Annotated in this window: 17 protein-coding genes; 7 read left to right on the forward strand and 10 right to left on the reverse strand. The window is 68.2% G+C overall.

Annotated elements, in window-relative coordinates; all coding sequences use genetic code 11:
* Positions 1-4: 4 nt before the first annotated feature.
* Together ABQE44_RS01260 and ABQE44_RS01265 are read right to left on the reverse strand one after the other, a co-directional pair.
* Complete coding sequence (locus ABQE44_RS01260) at positions 5-487, reverse strand: DUF2771 domain-containing protein (protein ID WP_448427872.1); 483 nt, start codon at positions 485-487, stop codon at positions 5-7.
* A complete protein-coding gene (locus ABQE44_RS01265) occupies positions 484-2,157 on the reverse strand; it encodes an MFS transporter (RefSeq protein WP_448427874.1) in 1,674 nt (557 codons plus the stop codon). The genes ABQE44_RS01260 and ABQE44_RS01265 overlap by 4 nt, the downstream gene beginning before the upstream one ends.
* A gap of 88 nt (positions 2,158-2,245) precedes the next feature.
* Between ABQE44_RS01265 and ABQE44_RS01270 the strand changes: the two genes are divergently transcribed.
* Entirely contained in the window at positions 2,246-3,016 is a 771-nt protein-coding gene (locus ABQE44_RS01270) for a DUF3027 domain-containing protein (protein WP_448393690.1), read from the forward strand.
* Here ABQE44_RS01270 and ABQE44_RS01275 read toward each other — a convergent pair.
* Both ABQE44_RS01275 and ABQE44_RS01280 read right to left on the reverse strand, forming a co-directional pair.
* On the reverse strand, positions 3,013-3,468 hold the full coding sequence (locus ABQE44_RS01275; RefSeq protein WP_448427876.1) for an SRPBCC family protein: 456 nt from the start codon (positions 3,466-3,468) through the stop codon (positions 3,013-3,015). The two genes, ABQE44_RS01270 and ABQE44_RS01275, sit on opposite strands and share 4 nt — an antisense overlap.
* Before the next feature lie 27 nt (positions 3,469-3,495).
* Positions 3,496-3,744 carry a DUF2530 domain-containing protein gene (locus ABQE44_RS01280; protein ID WP_448393692.1) on the reverse strand — a complete coding sequence of 83 codons (249 nt, stop codon included), beginning with the start codon at positions 3,742-3,744 and terminating at the stop codon, positions 3,496-3,498.
* A 30-nt stretch (positions 3,745-3,774) separates the two neighbouring features.
* Between ABQE44_RS01280 and ABQE44_RS01285 the strand changes: the two genes are divergently transcribed.
* Positions 3,775-4,623, forward strand: coding sequence for a TrmH family RNA methyltransferase (locus ABQE44_RS01285; protein WP_448393832.1), 849 nt, complete (start codon positions 3,775-3,777; stop codon positions 4,621-4,623).
* Entirely contained in the window at positions 4,620-4,892 is a 273-nt protein-coding gene (locus tag ABQE44_RS01290; RefSeq protein ID WP_448393693.1) for a DUF2537 domain-containing protein, read from the forward strand. The genes ABQE44_RS01285 and ABQE44_RS01290 overlap by 4 nt, the downstream gene beginning before the upstream one ends.
* 84 nt (positions 4,893-4,976) lie before the next feature.
* Here ABQE44_RS01290 and sepH read toward each other — a convergent pair whose 3' ends face one another.
* Both sepH and serC read right to left on the reverse strand, forming a co-directional pair.
* Complete coding sequence (sepH, locus tag ABQE44_RS01295; RefSeq protein ID WP_448393694.1) at positions 4,977-5,780, reverse strand: septation protein SepH; 804 nt, start codon at positions 5,778-5,780, stop codon at positions 4,977-4,979.
* 86 nt (positions 5,781-5,866) lie between these two features.
* Positions 5,867-6,979: a phosphoserine transaminase gene (gene serC, locus ABQE44_RS01300; RefSeq protein ID WP_448393695.1), complete on the reverse strand. Its 1,113-nt coding sequence runs from the start codon at positions 6,977-6,979 to the stop codon at positions 5,867-5,869.
* A 218-nt stretch (positions 6,980-7,197) separates the two neighbouring features.
* Here serC and ABQE44_RS01305 point away from each other — a divergent pair, with 218 nt between their 5' ends.
* From ABQE44_RS01305 to ABQE44_RS01320, 4 genes are all read left to right on the forward strand, one after another.
* A complete protein-coding gene (locus tag ABQE44_RS01305; protein WP_448393696.1) occupies positions 7,198-7,638 on the forward strand; it encodes a CAP domain-containing protein in 441 nt (146 codons plus the stop codon).
* 141 nt (positions 7,639-7,779) lie between these two features.
* A complete protein-coding gene (locus ABQE44_RS01310) occupies positions 7,780-8,808 on the forward strand; it encodes an AurF N-oxygenase family protein (RefSeq protein WP_448427878.1) in 1,029 nt (342 codons plus the stop codon).
* Positions 8,809-8,830: 22 nt separating this feature from the next.
* Positions 8,831-10,510 carry a 4Fe-4S binding protein gene (locus ABQE44_RS01315; protein WP_448427880.1) on the forward strand — a complete coding sequence of 560 codons (1,680 nt, stop codon included), beginning with the start codon at positions 8,831-8,833 and terminating at the stop codon, positions 10,508-10,510.
* 137 nt (positions 10,511-10,647) lie between these two features.
* The gene (locus ABQE44_RS01320; protein ID WP_448393699.1) at positions 10,648-13,353 is read left to right on the forward strand and encodes a family 1 glycosylhydrolase; all 2,706 of its coding nucleotides are present in this window, start codon (positions 10,648-10,650) and stop codon (positions 13,351-13,353) included.
* A 6-nt stretch (positions 13,354-13,359) separates the two neighbouring features.
* Here the strand turns inward: ABQE44_RS01320 and ABQE44_RS01325 are convergent, their stop codons facing one another.
* The 4 genes from ABQE44_RS01325 to ABQE44_RS01340 all read right to left on the reverse strand — a co-directional run bounded on the left by ABQE44_RS01325 (position 13,360) and on the right by ABQE44_RS01340 (position 16,564).
* Positions 13,360-13,815, reverse strand: coding sequence for a VOC family protein (locus ABQE44_RS01325; RefSeq protein ID WP_448393700.1), 456 nt, complete (start codon positions 13,813-13,815; stop codon positions 13,360-13,362).
* 122 nt (positions 13,816-13,937) lie between these two features.
* Positions 13,938-14,753 carry a glycoside hydrolase family 16 protein gene (locus ABQE44_RS01330; RefSeq protein WP_448393833.1) on the reverse strand — a complete coding sequence of 272 codons (816 nt, stop codon included), beginning with the start codon at positions 14,751-14,753 and terminating at the stop codon, positions 13,938-13,940.
* Between the two features lie 75 nt (positions 14,754-14,828).
* Positions 14,829-15,437 carry a maleylpyruvate isomerase N-terminal domain-containing protein gene (locus ABQE44_RS01335; protein WP_448427882.1) on the reverse strand — a complete coding sequence of 203 codons (609 nt, stop codon included), beginning with the start codon at positions 15,435-15,437 and terminating at the stop codon, positions 14,829-14,831.
* On the reverse strand, positions 15,434-16,564 hold the full coding sequence (locus tag ABQE44_RS01340) for a citrate synthase 2 (protein ID WP_448393702.1): 1,131 nt from the start codon (positions 16,562-16,564) through the stop codon (positions 15,434-15,436). The genes ABQE44_RS01335 and ABQE44_RS01340 overlap by 4 nt, the downstream gene beginning before the upstream one ends.
* Between the last annotated feature and the right edge of the window lie 116 nt (positions 16,565-16,680).

The raw sequence follows: 16,680 nt of genomic DNA on the forward strand, positions 1-16,680 counted from the left end.
GCGTTTACGGCCAGACCGTGCGCACCGACCACTCGGCGTGCGGCACCGGGAACTCGTTGCCGTCTTCGTCGCGCACCAGCGTCGGGAGTTGCACGGCGAAGCCGAACAGCTTGCCGCGGTGCGCGTCGACGGTGGGGATGGTGACCGCGTTCCTGGCGTCGGGCCGGAACTCCTCGACGACGTCGTCACCCTCATAGGTGCGCACCAGTACCCACGGCGCGCGGGAGATGGCCGGCGGCACCGACAGTTGCACGGCGTGCTCGGCGTCGACGTGGAGTTCACCTGCGGCGCGCGGAGTTTCGCAATCGGTCGGGTCGAGCACCCGGCAGTACCGATACGGGCCCACCCTGGCGAGTTGGCCGTCGGTGTATGCGCTGATCTGGGGATGTCGGGGCGGCGGGTCCTGGGTCAGCCGCCAGATCAGCACCCCGGTGCCGATCGAGGCGAGGAGCGCCACGGCCGCCAGGGAGCCGACGACGCGTTTCACCGACGCTTCACCGCCTCGGGATCGACCCGGCCGCCTTCCTGCTCGGCGAGCACAGGGCGGTTGCCGCCGAAGCCCGGGATCAACGAGTCGCCGCGGTAGCTGACCACCGTCTGGGCCAGGCCGAGAATCAGCAACGCGGTGATCGCGGTGAACCCGGCCCACAGTTCGGTGTAGATCAGCACGCCGATGGCTCCGCCGGCGACCCAGGCCAACTGCAGCAACGACTCCGAGCGGCCGAACGCCGACGCGCGCGACCGCTCGGGTAGGTCGTCTTGCAGTGACGCGTCCAGCGAGGCCTTGGCGATGGCGCTGGCCCCGGAGGTGATCAGCGTCGCGAGCGCGGCCACCAACAGGTCGCCGCTGACCGCGGTGAGCAGCGCGCCGACGGTGACCGCGGTCGCGCAGCGCACCACCAACTGTGCTGGGTGGCCGAGTTGGAGCCGCGCGGCGATGAAGTTGCCCGCGAAGTTGCCGACCGCTGCGGCCGCCCCGATCAGGCCGAGAATCTTGAGCTGCTCCCACCCGCTGGCGTCGTGCGACTTGGCCACGAACGCCGGATACAGGAACAGGAACCCGACCATCACCTTGACCGTGCAGTTACCCCACAGCGCGGTGATCGTGTTGCGGCCCAACGGTTGCCGCGCCACACCACAGGCTGGCTGCTGCGCGGGTCCGCGGCGCAGCTCGTCGTCGCTGCCGTGGTAGCTCAGCGTCGCGGGCACCTCGCCCGCGGTCACCTCGACCCACTTCGGTATCCGCATCGCCAGCACCGCACCGGCCACCGTCGCCGCGACCACGACGTACAGCGCGCCGGGCACCTCGAACAGGTTGAACAAATATTCGGCGCCCGCGGCGATCGCACCGCCGGCCATGGTTCCGCCGAGCAGGCCGAAGATGGTCAGCCGCGAGTTCACCCGGACCAGGTCGATCGTGGGGGGCAGCACCCGGGGTGCGACGGCGCCGCGCAGCACGCTGAATGACTTGGACAGCACCATCATTCCCAGCGCGCACGGGTAGAGCACCCAGGACGGGAAGCTGCCCGTCGCCCCGTCGTAGTTCGCGATCAGCAGCACGGCCAGCACGGTGCGCAGCAGAAACGACATCGCGAGCGCGATCCGGCGGCCGTGTTGCAACCGGTCGAGCGCCGGGCCGATCAGCGGTGCGATGACCGCGAACGGCGCGATCGTGATCAGAAGGTAGAGCGCGACCTTGCTCTTGCTCTCGGCGGTGGCCGCGGCGAAGAACAGGGTGTTGGCCAGCGCGACGGCCATCGCGGCGTCGACGGCGAAGTTCGCGACCACCGGCCAGGTCAGCGCGGTCAGCCCGGACTTGTCGGCGCCGTCGGCCGTCGCGGCGCGGTGCACCAGGCCGTACATCTTTGACCCGACCTCGCGGCTGCGCTGCGCGGCGGCCCGCGTCACCGTGACCTTCTCGCCGGCCGCGGCACCCGCCCCCGGCGGCGGGGTCGAGTAGCGGTACTGGCGCGCCGATTCGTCCAACGGCGGCAGCCACCGGTTGGCGCTGGGGGCGCCCCCGGGGTCGCGCCGTGGCCGGCGGTAGCCACCGTCGCTGGGGTAATTGGCCATCCCGGGGTGTTCCGCAGCGCCCCCGTCGGACTGCGCGGGTGGACGCGGCGGGTAATAGCGAGGATCACGCCGCGGTCCGGTCACGAAGTCGATTCTCCACCATCGGTGCGACAGCGGGCGGGTAGCCGACCGGTGTGGCTAGTAGTGCGCCGGTCGGGCAGTATTAATGGCGATGGACAGCATGACCGAATCTGCCGAGCAAGGCGCAGCGCCGGACTTGGAGACGGTGCTCATGAGCGCCGTCGATGAAGCGCGCGCGGCGATCGTCGAGCACAGCGGTGCGGAAACTGTCGGCGAGTACCTCGGCGCCAGCTTCGAGGACCCCACCGCGGCGACCCACCGGTTCCTGGCGGACATGCCCGGGTACCGCGGCTGGCAATGGGCCGTCGTCGTCGCGGCCTGCCCGGGCGCCGAGCAGGCCACGATCAGCGAGGTCGTCCTGGTTCCGGGGCCGACGGCGTTGCTGGCGCCCAAGTGGGTGCCGTGGGAGGAGCGCATCAAACCGGGCGACCTGAGCCCCGGTGATCTGCTGGCCCCGCCGGTCGACGATCCCCGACTGGTGCCTGGCTACATGGCCAGCGGTGACACGCAGATCGACGAGGTCGCCGCCGATATCGGCCTGGGCCGGCGGCAGGTGCTCGGGCCGTGGGGGCGCGACGGGGCCGCGCAACGCTGGCACGACGGTGACTTCGGTCCGCATTCGCCGATGGCCCGCTCGACCAAACGGGTGTGTCGTGATTGCGGTTTCTACGTTCCGCTGTCCGGATCCCTCGGTGTGATGTTCGGGGTGTGCGCCAACGAGTTCTCCGCCGACGGGCACGTCGTGGACTCCGAGTACGGCTGCGGTGCGCACTCGGATACCCCGCAGCCGCCGGGCAGCGGATCCCCGCAATACGCGCCGTATGACGACAGCGTGCTGGATCTGGCCGAGCCGACCGACTAGTTTTCGGCGGCGGCCTTGATCCGGGCCAGCGTCTGGTTCATCCCGTCGACGAGTTCATGTTCGAAACTCTCCACGCCGCCGAAGAACGTGTTCGTGAGCTTGGTGGAGATGGGTTTGACGCCGTGTTCGGCGTGCCGGGCTTGCATCAACCGGGTGCCGGTGTCGGTCGGTTCGAGCTCGAAGGTCCACACCGACCCGTTCTCGTTGACCCGGAACGCCAGCTTCTTTTCCGGAACGAACTCCGTGATGCGGCTCGTGGTGGGCCAGAACAGCATGTTGCGACGGTTGATGTTGATGGTCCGGCTGCCTTGGCGCGGTGGCCCGCCCAGCGGGATCATCCGTCGGCACTGCGGGCTCCACTGCGGCATCTTGCGCAGATCCGAAACCAGCTCCCAGACTTTCGAGACCGGTGCGTTGATATCGATCTGTGCCTCCAGCAACGGAGCTGCCATGGTGATCCCCTTGTCTGGTCGCCGAATTCAGTCCAGCCCGCTCTGTGCGCCTCGGGCGCCGCGGCGCACTGCGGAGCGTTGCCACAGGAAGATGACCGTGCCAAGGGCGCCGACGCCGAGTCCGGCCACCGTGTAGGGCCTCCACTCCGCCAACCCCGACACGGTGAACGACAGCACCGCGGCGACCACCCAACCTGCGACGATCACCACAATAACCGGCCACGGGTTGAGCAGCGCCGGCGGCAGCGAAGGGGGCACCGGGTCGTTGGCTGACATCGCTGATCAACGTAGCCGATCGCTACCCTTCTGCACGTGAACGTCGTTGACGTCGCTGACCCCGCCGACCCGCGGCTAGACGACTTTCGAGATCTCAACAGCGTGGACCGCCGTCCCGACCTGCCCAGCGGCAAGGGCCTGGTGATCGCCGAGGGTGTGCTGGTGGTCCAGCGGATGCTGGCCTCGCGGTTCACCCCGCGCGCGGTGATGGGCAACGACCGCCGCCTCGCCGAGTTGGCCGCGGACCTCGACGGGGTCGACGCGCCGTACTACCGCGTGGCGCCCGACGTGATGGCCGAGGTGGTCGGTTTTCATCTCAACCGCGGCGTGCTGGCGTCGGCGTCGCGTCCGGGAGAGTTGTCGCTCCCGGCGGTGCTCGCCGGAGCCGGGGGGCCGGCGACATCGGGCAGGTGCGCCCGTACCGTCGCGGTGCTCGAGGGTGTCAACGACCATGAGAACCTCGGCTCGATCTTCCGCAACGCCGCGGGGCTCGACGTCGACGCGGTGGTGTTCGGCGCGGGCTGCGCCGACCCGCTCTACCGGCGCGCCGTGCGGGTGTCGATGGGTCATGCGCTGCTGGTGCCCTACGCGTGGGCGAGTGACTGGCCCAAAGATCTGCAGGTGTTGCGCGACAACGGGTTTACGCTGCTGGCGATGACCCCTGATCCCGCGGCGGACACGCTGGCCGACGTGATGCCTGCCCTCGCAGACCGCAAGGTCGCCATCCTCGTCGGCGCCGAAGGTCCCGGCCTCACCGAACGCGTGATGCGAGCCAGCGATCTGCGGGTGCGGATCCCGATGTCGCGGGCTACCGACTCGCTCAACGTCGCGACGGCTGCCGCGCTGGCGTTCTACGAACGGACTAGGTTGGATTCGTGACCGACGACTCGACGCCGTGGGCCATGGGTCTGACGGTCGCGGCGTTCGTCGCGGCTGTCATCGCGGCGGCAATCGTGGTGCTCAGCCTCGGGCTGATGCGCGTGCATCCGCTGTTGGCGCTCGGTCTCAACCTCGTTGCCGTCGGCGGGCTGGCGCCGACCGTGTGGGGTTGGCGCCAGCTGCCGGTCTGGCGGTGGTTCGTGCTGGGGGCCGGCGTCGGGGTGGCCGGGGCCTGGATCGCGGTGGCAGCCATCGCCGTCGGCGGGTGACCGCGTTCTACCGCCGAGCAGACGCAAACTCGCACGCAACACGCGGTTCTGATGCGAGTTCGCGTCTGCTCGGCGGTAGAAAAGTTAGCGCTGGCCGCTGGAGCGCACGCCCAACAGCACGTCCTCCCAGGCCGGCACCGGCGGCTTACCTTTGCGGGCCCGCGCCGGCTTCGGCTCGGCGGGCGGCTCGGTTCGGGGTTCCGGCTCGGCTGCGGCCTGGGCGGTCGGTGCCGTATCGGGCAGCATCGGCCGTTCGTCGTCGTCGAGATCGGCGACCGGGGCGACGGGCCGCAGTGGCCGCGCGAAGTTCGGGTCGATCAGCTCGCAGGCCGCGTCGTCGAACGCGGTCACCGTGCCGCCGTGGGCACCGGGGGTGAACCGGAAGTGCGCCTGCAGATCGGACTTGCCAGCCTTCCACGCCAGCTGCACGGTCCAGCGGCCGTCCTCGTTGCGCCAGGCGTCCCAGGTGGTCGCGTCGGGGTTCAAGCCGCGCGCGATCAGGGCCGTGGTCACCGTCTCCAGCAGGGTCAGCACCGCCGGGCCGTCGGCGAGCACCGGATGCGCCGCGGTCGCCAGTTCTGCGGCGCGTGAGCGTTCCAGCAACACCGGGTGGGCGAAGCGTTCGACGCGTTCCACGTCGACGCCTGCAGCGGACGCAACCTGTTCGACGGACGCACCCGCGCGGATCCGGGCTTGAATTTCTTTGGGACGCAGCACGTTTGAGACCTCGACATCGCTTCGTGTTTGACTCGAGCCGCTTCTGTCGCCACGCACAGCCGCCCGCAACCGCTCATCTGAGCGCAGAATGAACTTCTCCGAAGAGCCGTCGGCCTCGCAGACGATGTGTTTGCCGTCGACGTCAAGACCAACGACCTTGAGTTCTCGCATGCCGACCTCCTCAGGGCTAGCGCCAAGCCCGATCAACCGGACCCTACTGCGTTATCTCCCCGTTACCGCGCAGACACGCGGTGACCTCAGAGCCGTTCCACCACCCAGTCGACGCATGCGGTCAGCGCGCTGACGTCGTCGGGTTCGATCGCCGGGAACATCCCGATCCGCAGCTGGTTGCGCCCGAGTTTGCGGTACGGCTCGGTGTCGACGATTCCGTTGGCGCGAAGCGTCTTGGCCACGGCCGCCGCATCGACGTCGTCGGTGAGATCCACGGTGCCCACCACTTGCGAGCGCAGCTGCGGATCGGTGACGAACGGCGTGGCGAACTGCGACGCCTCCGCCCAGCCGTACAGCCGCTGCGACGAGTCCGCGGTGCGTTTGACCGCCCAGTCCAGTCCGCCGTTGCCCAGCATCCAGTCGAGCTGCTCGGCGAACATGACCAGGGTGGCGATCGCCGGGGTGTTGTAGGTCTGGTTCTTGAGGCTGTTGTCGATCGCTATCGGTAGGGACAAGAACTCGGGCACCCAGCGGCCCGAGGCGGCGATGGCCTCGACGCGGGCCAGCGCGGCCGGCGAGAAGATCGCGACCCACAGGCCGCCGTCGCTGGCGAAGTTCTTCTGCGGTGCGAAGTAGTAGGCGTCGGCGTCACGGATATCCACCGGCAGCCCGCCCGCCGCCGAGGTGGCGTCGATTGCGATCAACGCGTCCCCGGAACCGTCCGGTCGCTGCACGGGAACCGCGACGCCCGTTGAGGTTTCGTTGTGCGCCCAGCCGATCAGGTCGACGGACGGGTCGGCCTGGGGTTCGGGGGCGCTGCCCGGGTCGGCCTTGATGACGACGGGGTCGCCGACGAACGGGTTCTTGGCCACCGCGGAGGCGAACTTGCTGCTGAACTCGCCGTAGGTCAGGTGCAGCGAGCGCTTGTCGATCAGGCCGAACGCGGCGGCATCCCAGAACGCGGTGGTGCCGCCGTTGCCGAGGATCACCTGGTAGCCGTCGGGCAGCGAGAACAGTGTCCGCAACCCGTCGCGGACGCGACCGACCAGGTTCTTCACCGGCGCCTGCCGGTGCGACGTGCCGAACAGATCGCCCGCGTCGGCCAGCGCCCGCAGTTGCGCGGGCCGAACTTTGGAGGGCCCGCAGCCGAACCGTCCGTCGCCGGGCTTGAGGTCGTCGGGAATCGTCAGTTCGGCCATGGACCCAAGAGTAATGACCGCCGTTGGGCAGCTACGGCCGGGATGTCGGCCGGCAGAAACGCCGGAAAATCTGAAAATGTGGCCGAAACGTTATCCATCGGTGCCCGATCGGTCATACTTGGCCTCAGGTCGGGGGACCGAAAAATCGAGCCCGTTCTGGGGGGCACGTGTTTAGAGGGAAAGTTTCGACCTACCCGCCGGCCTGTACGGCGGCCGTGATGCTCTTCGTGTCGATGCTCGCTGTCGCGCCGGCCCAGGCTAACGGCGGTGACGAGGGCGGCGCAGTGCTGAACCTGATCAACGCGACCCGTGCGGCCAACGGCTGCGGCCCGGTCGCGCCCAACCCGCAGCTTGCGGCCGCCGCCGCGCGGCACGCCCACGACGTGCTGGTCAACGGCGCGCAGGGCCATGTCGGTACGGACGGATCGTCGGTCGTGCAGCGGGTGCGCGACGCCGGCTATGGGCCCAACGCCACCGTGGGCGAGGTCGTCTTCTGGGGCACCGGCACCGCCCGCAACCCCGATGCCGCGGTGAAGTGGTGGATGAACAGCCCGGGCCACCGCGCGATCATCACCGACTGCGGATTCACCGAAGCCGGCTTCTCGACGGTGAGCAACGGCATGAAGATGTCGGCGGCAGGGGACTTCGGGAAGCGGTAGGTTCCGTTCTGTGACGCGTGTCACATAGTCGTGGGCTGGCGTGGCTGGACCACATCCTGGCCAGCGGGTCTACCAAATATGCGATACCTCCGGTACTGTGTACATCTGCCCGGTAGATGTAAACCTCATGGGAGGCTTCGAATGGCCCGGACACGCATGGTCAGGCGTTGGCGTCGCAACATGGAGATCGGCGACAGCCCCGAAGACAAGGCTTACGCCGAAATGCTGAACACCCTCTCGGAGGGCTCGGTACGGCGCAATTTCAACCCGTACACCGACATCGACTGGGACTCTCCGGAGTTCGAAGTCGTCGACAACGACCCGCGCTGGATTCTGCCGGGCACCGACCCGTTCGGCCGGCACCCCTGGTATCAGGCGCAACCAGTCGAGCGGCAGATCGAGATCGGGATGTGGCGGCAGGCCAACGTCGCCAAGGTCGGCCTGCACTTCGAGTCGATCCTGATCCGCGGCCTGATGGAGTACGCGTTCTGGACGCCCAACGGCTCGCCGGAATACCGCTACTGCCTGCACGAGGCGGTCGAAGAGTGCAACCACACCATGATGTTTCAGGAGATGGTGAACCGTATCGGCGCCGACGTGCCGGGTATGCCGCGGCTGCTCAAGTGGGTCCAGCCGGTGATCCCGTTGGTGGCCGGGCCGCTGCCGATCCCGTTCTGGTTCGGCATCCTTGCCGGCGAGGAGCCCATCGACCACACGCAGAAAAACGTGCTGCGCGAAGGGCGCGAGCTGCACCCCATCATGGAACGGGTGATGGCCATCCACGTCGCCGAGGAGGCTCGCCACATCTCGTTCGCGCACGAGTACCTGCGCAAGCGGCTTCCGCACCTGCCGCGCCGCAAGCGGTTCGGGTTGTCGATCTATGTGCCGTTGGTCATGCGGATCCTGTGCTCGGCGATCATCGTTCCGCCGCGTGCGTTCTGGAAGGAATTCGACATCCCGCGTTCGGTGCGCAAGGAAGTGTTCTTCCGCTCGCCGGAGTCGCGGCAGATGCTGCGCGACATGTTCGGTGATGTCCGGATGCTGTGCCATGACACCGGTTTGATGAACCCGATCGCGAAGCTGGTGTGGCGGATCTGCAAGATCGACGGTCCGCCCAGCCGCTACCGCAGCGAACCGGCCCGCCAGCACGTCGTCGCTGCCGCCGCGTAACCCCAAGGAGGCGTGAGGCTTCGTGCCCCATGTGATCACCCAGTCGTGTTGCGGCGACGGGTCTTGTGTCTTCGCCTGCCCGGTGAACTGCATCCACCCGACGCCGGACGAACCCGGCTTCGCCACCGCCGAGATGCTCTACATCGACCCCGCGGCGTGTGTTGACTGCGGTGCGTGTGTATCGGCCTGCCCGGTGGGGGCGATCGCGCCCGATACCCAGCTGACGCCCGAGCAGCAGCCGTTCGTCGAACTCAACGCTGCCTTTTACCCTGAGCGCGAAGGTAAGCTGCCGCCGACGTCGAAGCTGGCGCCGGTGCCCGATGCGCCGAAAATCGATCCGCGCCCCGGTGGGCCGCTGACCGTCGCGATCGTCGGCTCCGGTCCCGCGGCGATGTACGCCGCCGACGAACTACTCACCCAGCGCGGTGTGCGGGTCAACGTCTTCGAGCGGTTGCCCGCCCCTTACGGACTGGTGCGCGCAGGTGTCGCACCCGACCACCAGAGCACCAAGCAGGTGACGCGGCTCTTCGACAAGATCGCCGACCAGCCTGGGTTCGCGTTCTATCTCAACGTCGAGGTGGGAACCGACCTCACGCACGCCGATCTGCTGGCCCACCACCACGCCGTGCTCTACGCCGTCGGCGCGCCCAACGACCGTCGCCTCGACATCGACGGCATGGCGATGCCGGGCACCGGCACCGCCACCGAATTCGTCGCCTGGTACAACGGTCATCCTGAATTCACCTCGCTGCCAGTCGATCTCGGGCACGAGCGCGTGGTCCTTATCGGCAACGGCAACGTCGCGCTGGATGTCGCCCGCATCCTCACCACCGATCCCGATGTGCTGGCGCGTACCGACATCGCCGACCATGCGCTGGACGCGCTGCGCGCCTCGAAGGTCCGCGAGGTGGTGATCGCCGCCCGGCGCGGTCCCGCGGATTCGGCGTTCACGTTGCCGGAGTTGATCGGGCTGTCGGCCGCTTGCGATGTGGTGCTCGACGCCGCCGATCACGAACGTGTGGCCCGGGATCTGGCTGCCGCCACAGACCCGTTGTCGCGCAACAAATTGCGGATTCTCAGCCGGCTTGGTGACGCCGCAGCCCCGGCGACCCGGCCCCGGATCCGGTTGGCTTATCACCTGACACCCAAGCAGGTGTGCGGTACGCGGCGCGCCGACGGTGTGGAGTTCACCGTGACCGGTAGCGACGACGATGTTCGCCGGCTCGACGCAGGGTTGGTGCTGACCTCAATCGGCTACCGCGGCAAGCCCGTTCGCGACCTGCCATTCGACGAGACCAAGGCCTTGGTGCCGAACGACGGCGGCCGGGTCCTCGACCACACGGCTGCGCCGGTGCGCGGCAGCTACGTGGCCGGGTGGATCAAACGCGGGCCGACGGGGTTCATCGGCACCAACAAGTCCTGCGCCGCGCAGACCGTGCACAACCTGGTCGCCGACTACAACGACGGCCTGCTGGTCGATCCGGCGGACAAGCCGGGCGCGCTGGACAAGCTGGTGCGACGCAGGTGTCCGGACGTAGTCGATGCGGCTGGATGGCGCACGATCGACGCCGCGGAAGTCGCCCGCGGTGGCGGTGATCGTCCGCGCAACAAGTTCACCGCGGTCGCCGACATGCTTGCCGCCGCGGCGGAGGCGCCCAAGCCGCCGTTGCACGAACGCGTGCTCGCCGGTTTGCGCCGCTGACCCTCCGTACCCGCGAGACTGCGGTTTAGCTGGCCGCTACTCGAACTTCCTCTGCAGAAACGCAGTTTGCGAACTTAGCCGCCGACGAATCCGCCGAATCGCCTGATAAACCGCGCCTTCGACGGTATAGCAACAGCATGAACGCTGCGGCATACGTCGGTCGGGTCGGAAGTCTTGCTGTCGCCTTGGGAGTCGGAATCGCGGTGGCCACCGGCTATGGCTCGGGAATGGCGTGGGCAGACGGGTCCGGTGGCGAGTCGCCGAGCGCACCGTCGTCGGAATCCTCGAGTCTCCGCACCGCGGAGTCGCCGCAGGCTGATGAGAGCAGCGTCGACGCCGAATCAGACTCCGAGCTTGACCCGGAAGCCGAGCCTGAGCCGGAAGCCGAAGCCGAAGCCGAAGCCGAGTTGGAAGTCGAGCCCGAGCCGGAAGCTGAACTCGAGCTCGACGCCGAGCCCGAGTCGCAGCCCGAAGCTGAGCCGGAGCCCGAACCGGAAGTCGAAGTTGAACTTGAAGCCGAGGCCGAGCAACCCGATAGTACTGACGGGTCCGCCGCCGAAGAGCCCGTCGCCGCCTCGCCCACCGCCACGATCAACGCCACCCGATTCGACGATGACGTCGACAACGACGCGGACGACGACGAAACCATCGACGCGTCGCCACCCGACACCGCCGAGGTGGCCATCACTTCGCTTGCCGCACAAACCTCCTCACCGACCGCTGCGACGGTCACCACGTGGAACGCGCCGGCGTTCCCGTCGCTGCGACCGTGGCCCACCGCGTTCGACCCGAGCACCGCCATCACCTACGTGACGGGCATCGTGTTCAGCGTCGTCAACGCGGTCCTGGCGCCGTTCGCCGCGGGCCTGCCTGCGCCGCCGAGCGGCCCGCCGACCGTGTGGACGCTGCTGGCGTGGGTGCGACGCGAGCTGTTCAACTCCACACCCAGGGTGTCGGCCGAGCTGTTGCCCTACACGCAGAGCCTCGTCGACGGCGAGGTGATCATCACCGGCAACGTAGGCATCACCGACCGCGACGGAGATCCGCTGACCTACACCGTCGTCGGTCGTCCGCTCAACGGCGGTGTGGTCGAGCTCGACGCCGACGGCAACTTCACCTACCGGCCGATGAACGCCATGGCGGCGGTCGGCGGGTGGGACTCGTTCACCGTGGTGGCCGACGACTCGGCCGCCGGACTGCACATTCACGGACCCCGGGGGCTGTTGCAGTTCGTGCCGATCGTCGGCAACCTGGTCTATCCCGGCGGAGGTCACCGGGCCACCCGCACCATCACCGTCAACGTCACCCCGGTCGACGGCGTCGACCTGTCATTCCCCGACGGATTTGGTTGGGGCGTCGCGCATTCGGGCTTTCAGGCCGAAGGCGGTCCCGGGGTGCCCATGGACACCAACTCCGACTGGTACCGCTGGACCCACGACCCGTTCAACCAGCTGCTCGGGTTGACCAGAGGGGTGCCTGAGGACGGGCCGGGCGCCTACCTCAACTACGACGCCGACGCGGCGCTGGCTCGCGACGACTTGGGCATGAACACCTTCCGGATGGGCATCGAGTGGAGCCGCATCTTCCCGGAATCGACGGCGTCGGTGGACATCTCGGATGAAGGTGGCGGTGTCAGCCTGGCCGACCTGCAGGCGCTCGATGCGCTGGCCAACCAGCAGGAGGTCGAGCACTACCGTGACGTGTTGGCCTCGCTGCGTGCGCACGGCCTGGAGCCGATGGTCACCGTCACGCACTTCACCCTGCCGGTGTGGGTGCACGACCCGGCCAAGACGCGGCTGCTGGTCCAGTTCGGGCTGCCCGCCCACTCGGCGGGCTGGTTGTCGTCGTCCACGCCCGTCGAATACGAGAAGTACGCGGCGTATCTGGCCTGGAAGTACGGCGATCAGGTCGACCACTGGGTGACGCTCAACGAGCCGTTCCCACCGATCCTGACCCAATACCTGTCACCGCCGATCCCCGGCAGCCCGATCCCGCACTGGCCGCCGGGGATCGTGCGCCCCGACCTGGCCGCCACCTTCCTGGTCAACCAGGCCAAGGGCCACGTCGCCGCCTACGACGCGATCCACACCTGGGACACCACGGCGGCGACCGACGGTCAGCCCGCCGCGTCCGTCGGCTTCAGCAACAACATGATCCCCGCGCGACCGGCCAACCCGAACAACCCGCTCGACGTGCAGGCCGCCGAAGCCTGGAACAAGTACTACAACCACTGGTTCCCCAACGCCGTGATCGACGGCTGGGTGGACGCCAACTTCGACGGCATCAAAACGCTCGACGAGATCCACCCCGACTTCATGGACAAGGTCGACTTTTTGGGCGTGCAGTACTACGGCTCGCAGCCGATGCAGGGTTTCGGGCTGGCCCCGGTGCCCGGCATCCCGTTCCTGCAGGGCCTGCCCGTGCGCTGCTCGGCCAGCTCGCCCACGTGCAGCGACTTCAACCAGCCCACCGACCCGGGCGGCTTCCGCGAGGTGCTCGAAGTCGCGGCCTCCTACGGCAAGCCGATCTGGATCACCGAGAACGGCATCGCCGACGCCGGCGACTCGAAACGACCGTCGTACCTGACCAACCACATCGCGGTCGTGCAGGACCTCGTCGCTCACGGCGTGGACATCCGCGGCTACATCTACTGGTCGTTTGTCGACAACCTCGAATGGGCGCACGGCTACGACCTGCACTTCGGCCTCTACGGATCGGACCCCACAACCCCCGAGCTCGAACGCACCCCGAAGCCGGACAGCATCGCGGCCATCAGCGCCATCACCGGCGCCAACGCGCTGCCCATCGACGTGCTGCAGAACTACGTTCCCGGCGGCGCCTGACCTCGCCTACTGCATCTGCTTGACCGCTTGGTCGATCTCCTCCTGGCTGACCTCGCGCACCGGCTGACCCAACGACCACATGTGCCCGAACGGGTCGCGCACCTCGCCGTACCGGTCGCCCCAGAACATGTCCTCGAGCGGCATGACGACGGTGGCGCCGGCGTCGACGGCCTGCTGGAACTTGGCGTCCACATCCGTGACGGTGAGGTGGATGGTGACCGGCGAACCGCCCAACGCTTCCGGCGTCACCGACTTGCCGTCGTTCATGTCGGGGAAGTCGTCGTTGAGCATCACCAGCGTCCCGTTGATGCGCAGCGCGGCGTGAAACAGCCGCTTACCGTCGGGCGCGGGCACTCGGCCCAGTTCCTCGGCATCGAACGCTTTGACGTAAAAGTCGATGGCTGCCGCGCCGTCGCTGACCGTGAGCATCGGGGATACGGCGGGCTGAACTTCAATGGCCATGGGCGTCCTCTCGTTATCTGGCGGCCCCGCACGGGGTTATCCGTACCGACCGGGCCAGTGCCCGCAATTCATCGGTACGACGCCCATGAAATCAGCGGGCACCGACAAAAATGGAGCCTCGGTCAGCCGGAGAAGACACGCACCCAGTCGACGAGCATCTCGGCCGGGTAATCACCGCCGGCGGGATCACCGCCGCCCGACCCGGCGACCGCAAGGTTGAGCACCGGGAACATCGAGTAGCCGGGATGGTTGAACGGCCAGTGCTCGATCGAGTACGCGGGCACCTCGAAGTAGGGCTCTTTGCCGGGCACGTAGTCCTGCCAGAAGTACATCCCGGCATCGGTCCAGGTCATGCGCCAGGTGTGCCAGGCGCTGTCCACCGGATAGGGCTGGGTCGCAAACGACGTGCCGTCCAGCAGCGCGTGCACCGTGGAGCCCGACGGCCAGTCCTGGTTGCCGTACCACTCGACCAAATCCACCTCACCGCCGACCTCGGGATGGTCGTTCATCACCCACCACGCCGGCCAACACCCGTTGGTCAGGCAGTTGAACTTGATGCGGGCTTCCCAGGTGGTGTTGATCGGACCCCACCAATTGCCCTGGATCTTGCCGCTGACGTACTTGCCGTCGGGGTTGCGCGTCGCGCGGATGACCAGGTTGGAGTTGCCGTCGAGGAACACGTGCTCGCGGCTGTCGCGGTACTGGCCCATGTTCTCCGGGCGGTCCCAGAACACCGGGTTCTTAATCGTCTCGCGGGCCTTGGCGACCGACCACTTCGACGGATCGGGCGCCGAGCCCGCGGGCCCGTCAAACTCATCGGCGAACAAGAACGTTTGCGCCTGGCCCGCTGGGGCGGGCTGCGCGTGGACTTTGGGGAGCGGGACCGCGGCCGCCAAGAGGCCGAACCCGGTCATCAACATCATGTTGCGTCGGTCAATGTGGCGCACTCGACCACCATAGAATCCGCGGCGGGAGTTTTTGCTGCATTTCGGCGTACCGCAAGTGTCGGCGCGTCATACCACCGAGAACGACGGCGGCAGGCCCGCGCGCCCCGTCAGCGCCGACAGCACCGTCTCGCCCGCTCCGGTCGTGACCGCCACCCTGGTCGCCAGCTCCACCGCCTCGGCCAACACGTCGGTCGGCAACGAGAAGGAAAGGCCGACGGCGCGTGCGATGTCCATGCCGTGCACAGCCAGCTCGAAGGTGCGCGTCGGCAGATAGGTGTGCAATCGGATGCCGAGTCCGCCGATCACCTCGATCAGCGGGTCGTCGACGGCTTCCAGGTCGCGCAGCGCCTGCGACCTCAACGCCTCGACCGCGCTTGCCGGATCCTCGCCGAGTGCGCGGCCCGCCTGCCGTCCCCGTTCGGCGACCGCCGCCGGGTCGATACCCAGCGCCGACGGGGTGACGCGCACGTAGTACTCCTGCGGGGTGGTGATGTCTTCGAGTTCCGCGGCGGTCTTCAGGTAGCTGCTGACGGTGGTCAGCGACCGCGACGTGTGACCGACCAGCGAGCGGACGTCCCAGTCACCCAGGCCCGGCATGTCCCACGCCCCCGTCGGGATGTCGCGCACAAGGTCGACGAAACACCTTGCCGCAGAGGCGAAGACAGCTCTGGTCACGATTTGGCGATTTGGTCCCAGCCGTCGACCGACTGCAACGGGCGCGGTTCTGGCCCGACGTAGATCGCCGACGGGCGCACCAACTTGCCGAGGCGCTTCTGCTCGAGAATGTGGGCACACCAGCCCGCGGTACGTCCGCAGGTGAACATCGCGGGCATCATCCGCGTCGGCACCTGCGCGAAGTCCAGCATCACCGCCGCCCAGAACTCGACGTTGGTTTCGATGGCCCGGTCCGGTCGGCGATCCCGCAGTTCAGCCAGCGCGGCCTGCTCCACCGCGGCGGCGACCTCGTAGCGGGGCGCGCCCAGCCGTTTGGCCGTGGCCCGCAGCACCCGCGCGCGGGGGTCCTCGGCGCGGTACACGCGGTGGCCGAAGCCCATCAGTTTCTCGTTGCGGTCCAGGATGCCCTTGACCACCGCCGCGGCGTCACCGGTCTGCTCGGCTTCCTCGATCATGGGAATCACCCGGGCCGGCGCGCCGCCGTGCAGCGGGCCGCTCATCGCCCCGATCGCCCCGGACAGCGCCGCCGCCACGTCGGCGCCGGTCGACGCGATCACCCGAGCGGTGAACGTCGATGCGTTCATCCCGTGTTCGGCCGCCGACACCCAGTAGGCGTCGATGGCCTCGACGTGTCTGGGGTCGGGTTCGCCCTGCCAACGCGTCATGAATCGCTCTGTCACGGTGGCACATTCGTCGATCCGGCGCTGCGGCACGGCGGGCTGGTAAATGCCGCGGGCCGACTGCGCGACGTAGGACAGCGCCATCACCGACGCACGGGCCAGTTGGTCGCGCGCGGTCGTGTCGTCGATGTCCAGAATCGGGGCGTAGCCCCAGATCGGGGCCAGCATGGCCAGGCCGGCCTGCACGTCGACGCGCACGTCGCCGCTGTGGATCGGCAGCGGAAACGGCTCCGCGGGCGGCAGGCCGGCACCGAACCTGCCGTCGACCAGCAGACCCCACACGTCGCCGAACGTCACCCGCTGGCCGACCAGATCCTCGATGTCGACCCCCCGATACCGCAGCGCACCGCCGTCCTTGTCGGGTTCGGCGATCTCGGTGGTGAAGGCCACGACGCCTTCGAGTCCGGGTACGAAGTCCTCGGGGACCAGAGGGGACGGGCTAGCCATGGGCCGATTCTCGCACCCGCGCTGGTCCCGCCGTCTACCGGTTCGCGGCACCTCGGCCGGTGTGCGAAGCGTAGCGTGATCGCGTGGTACAGCAGCACGACGAGCACTTGGCGAGG

The sequence above is a fragment of the Mycolicibacterium sp. XJ2546 genome (assembly GCF_053483195.1).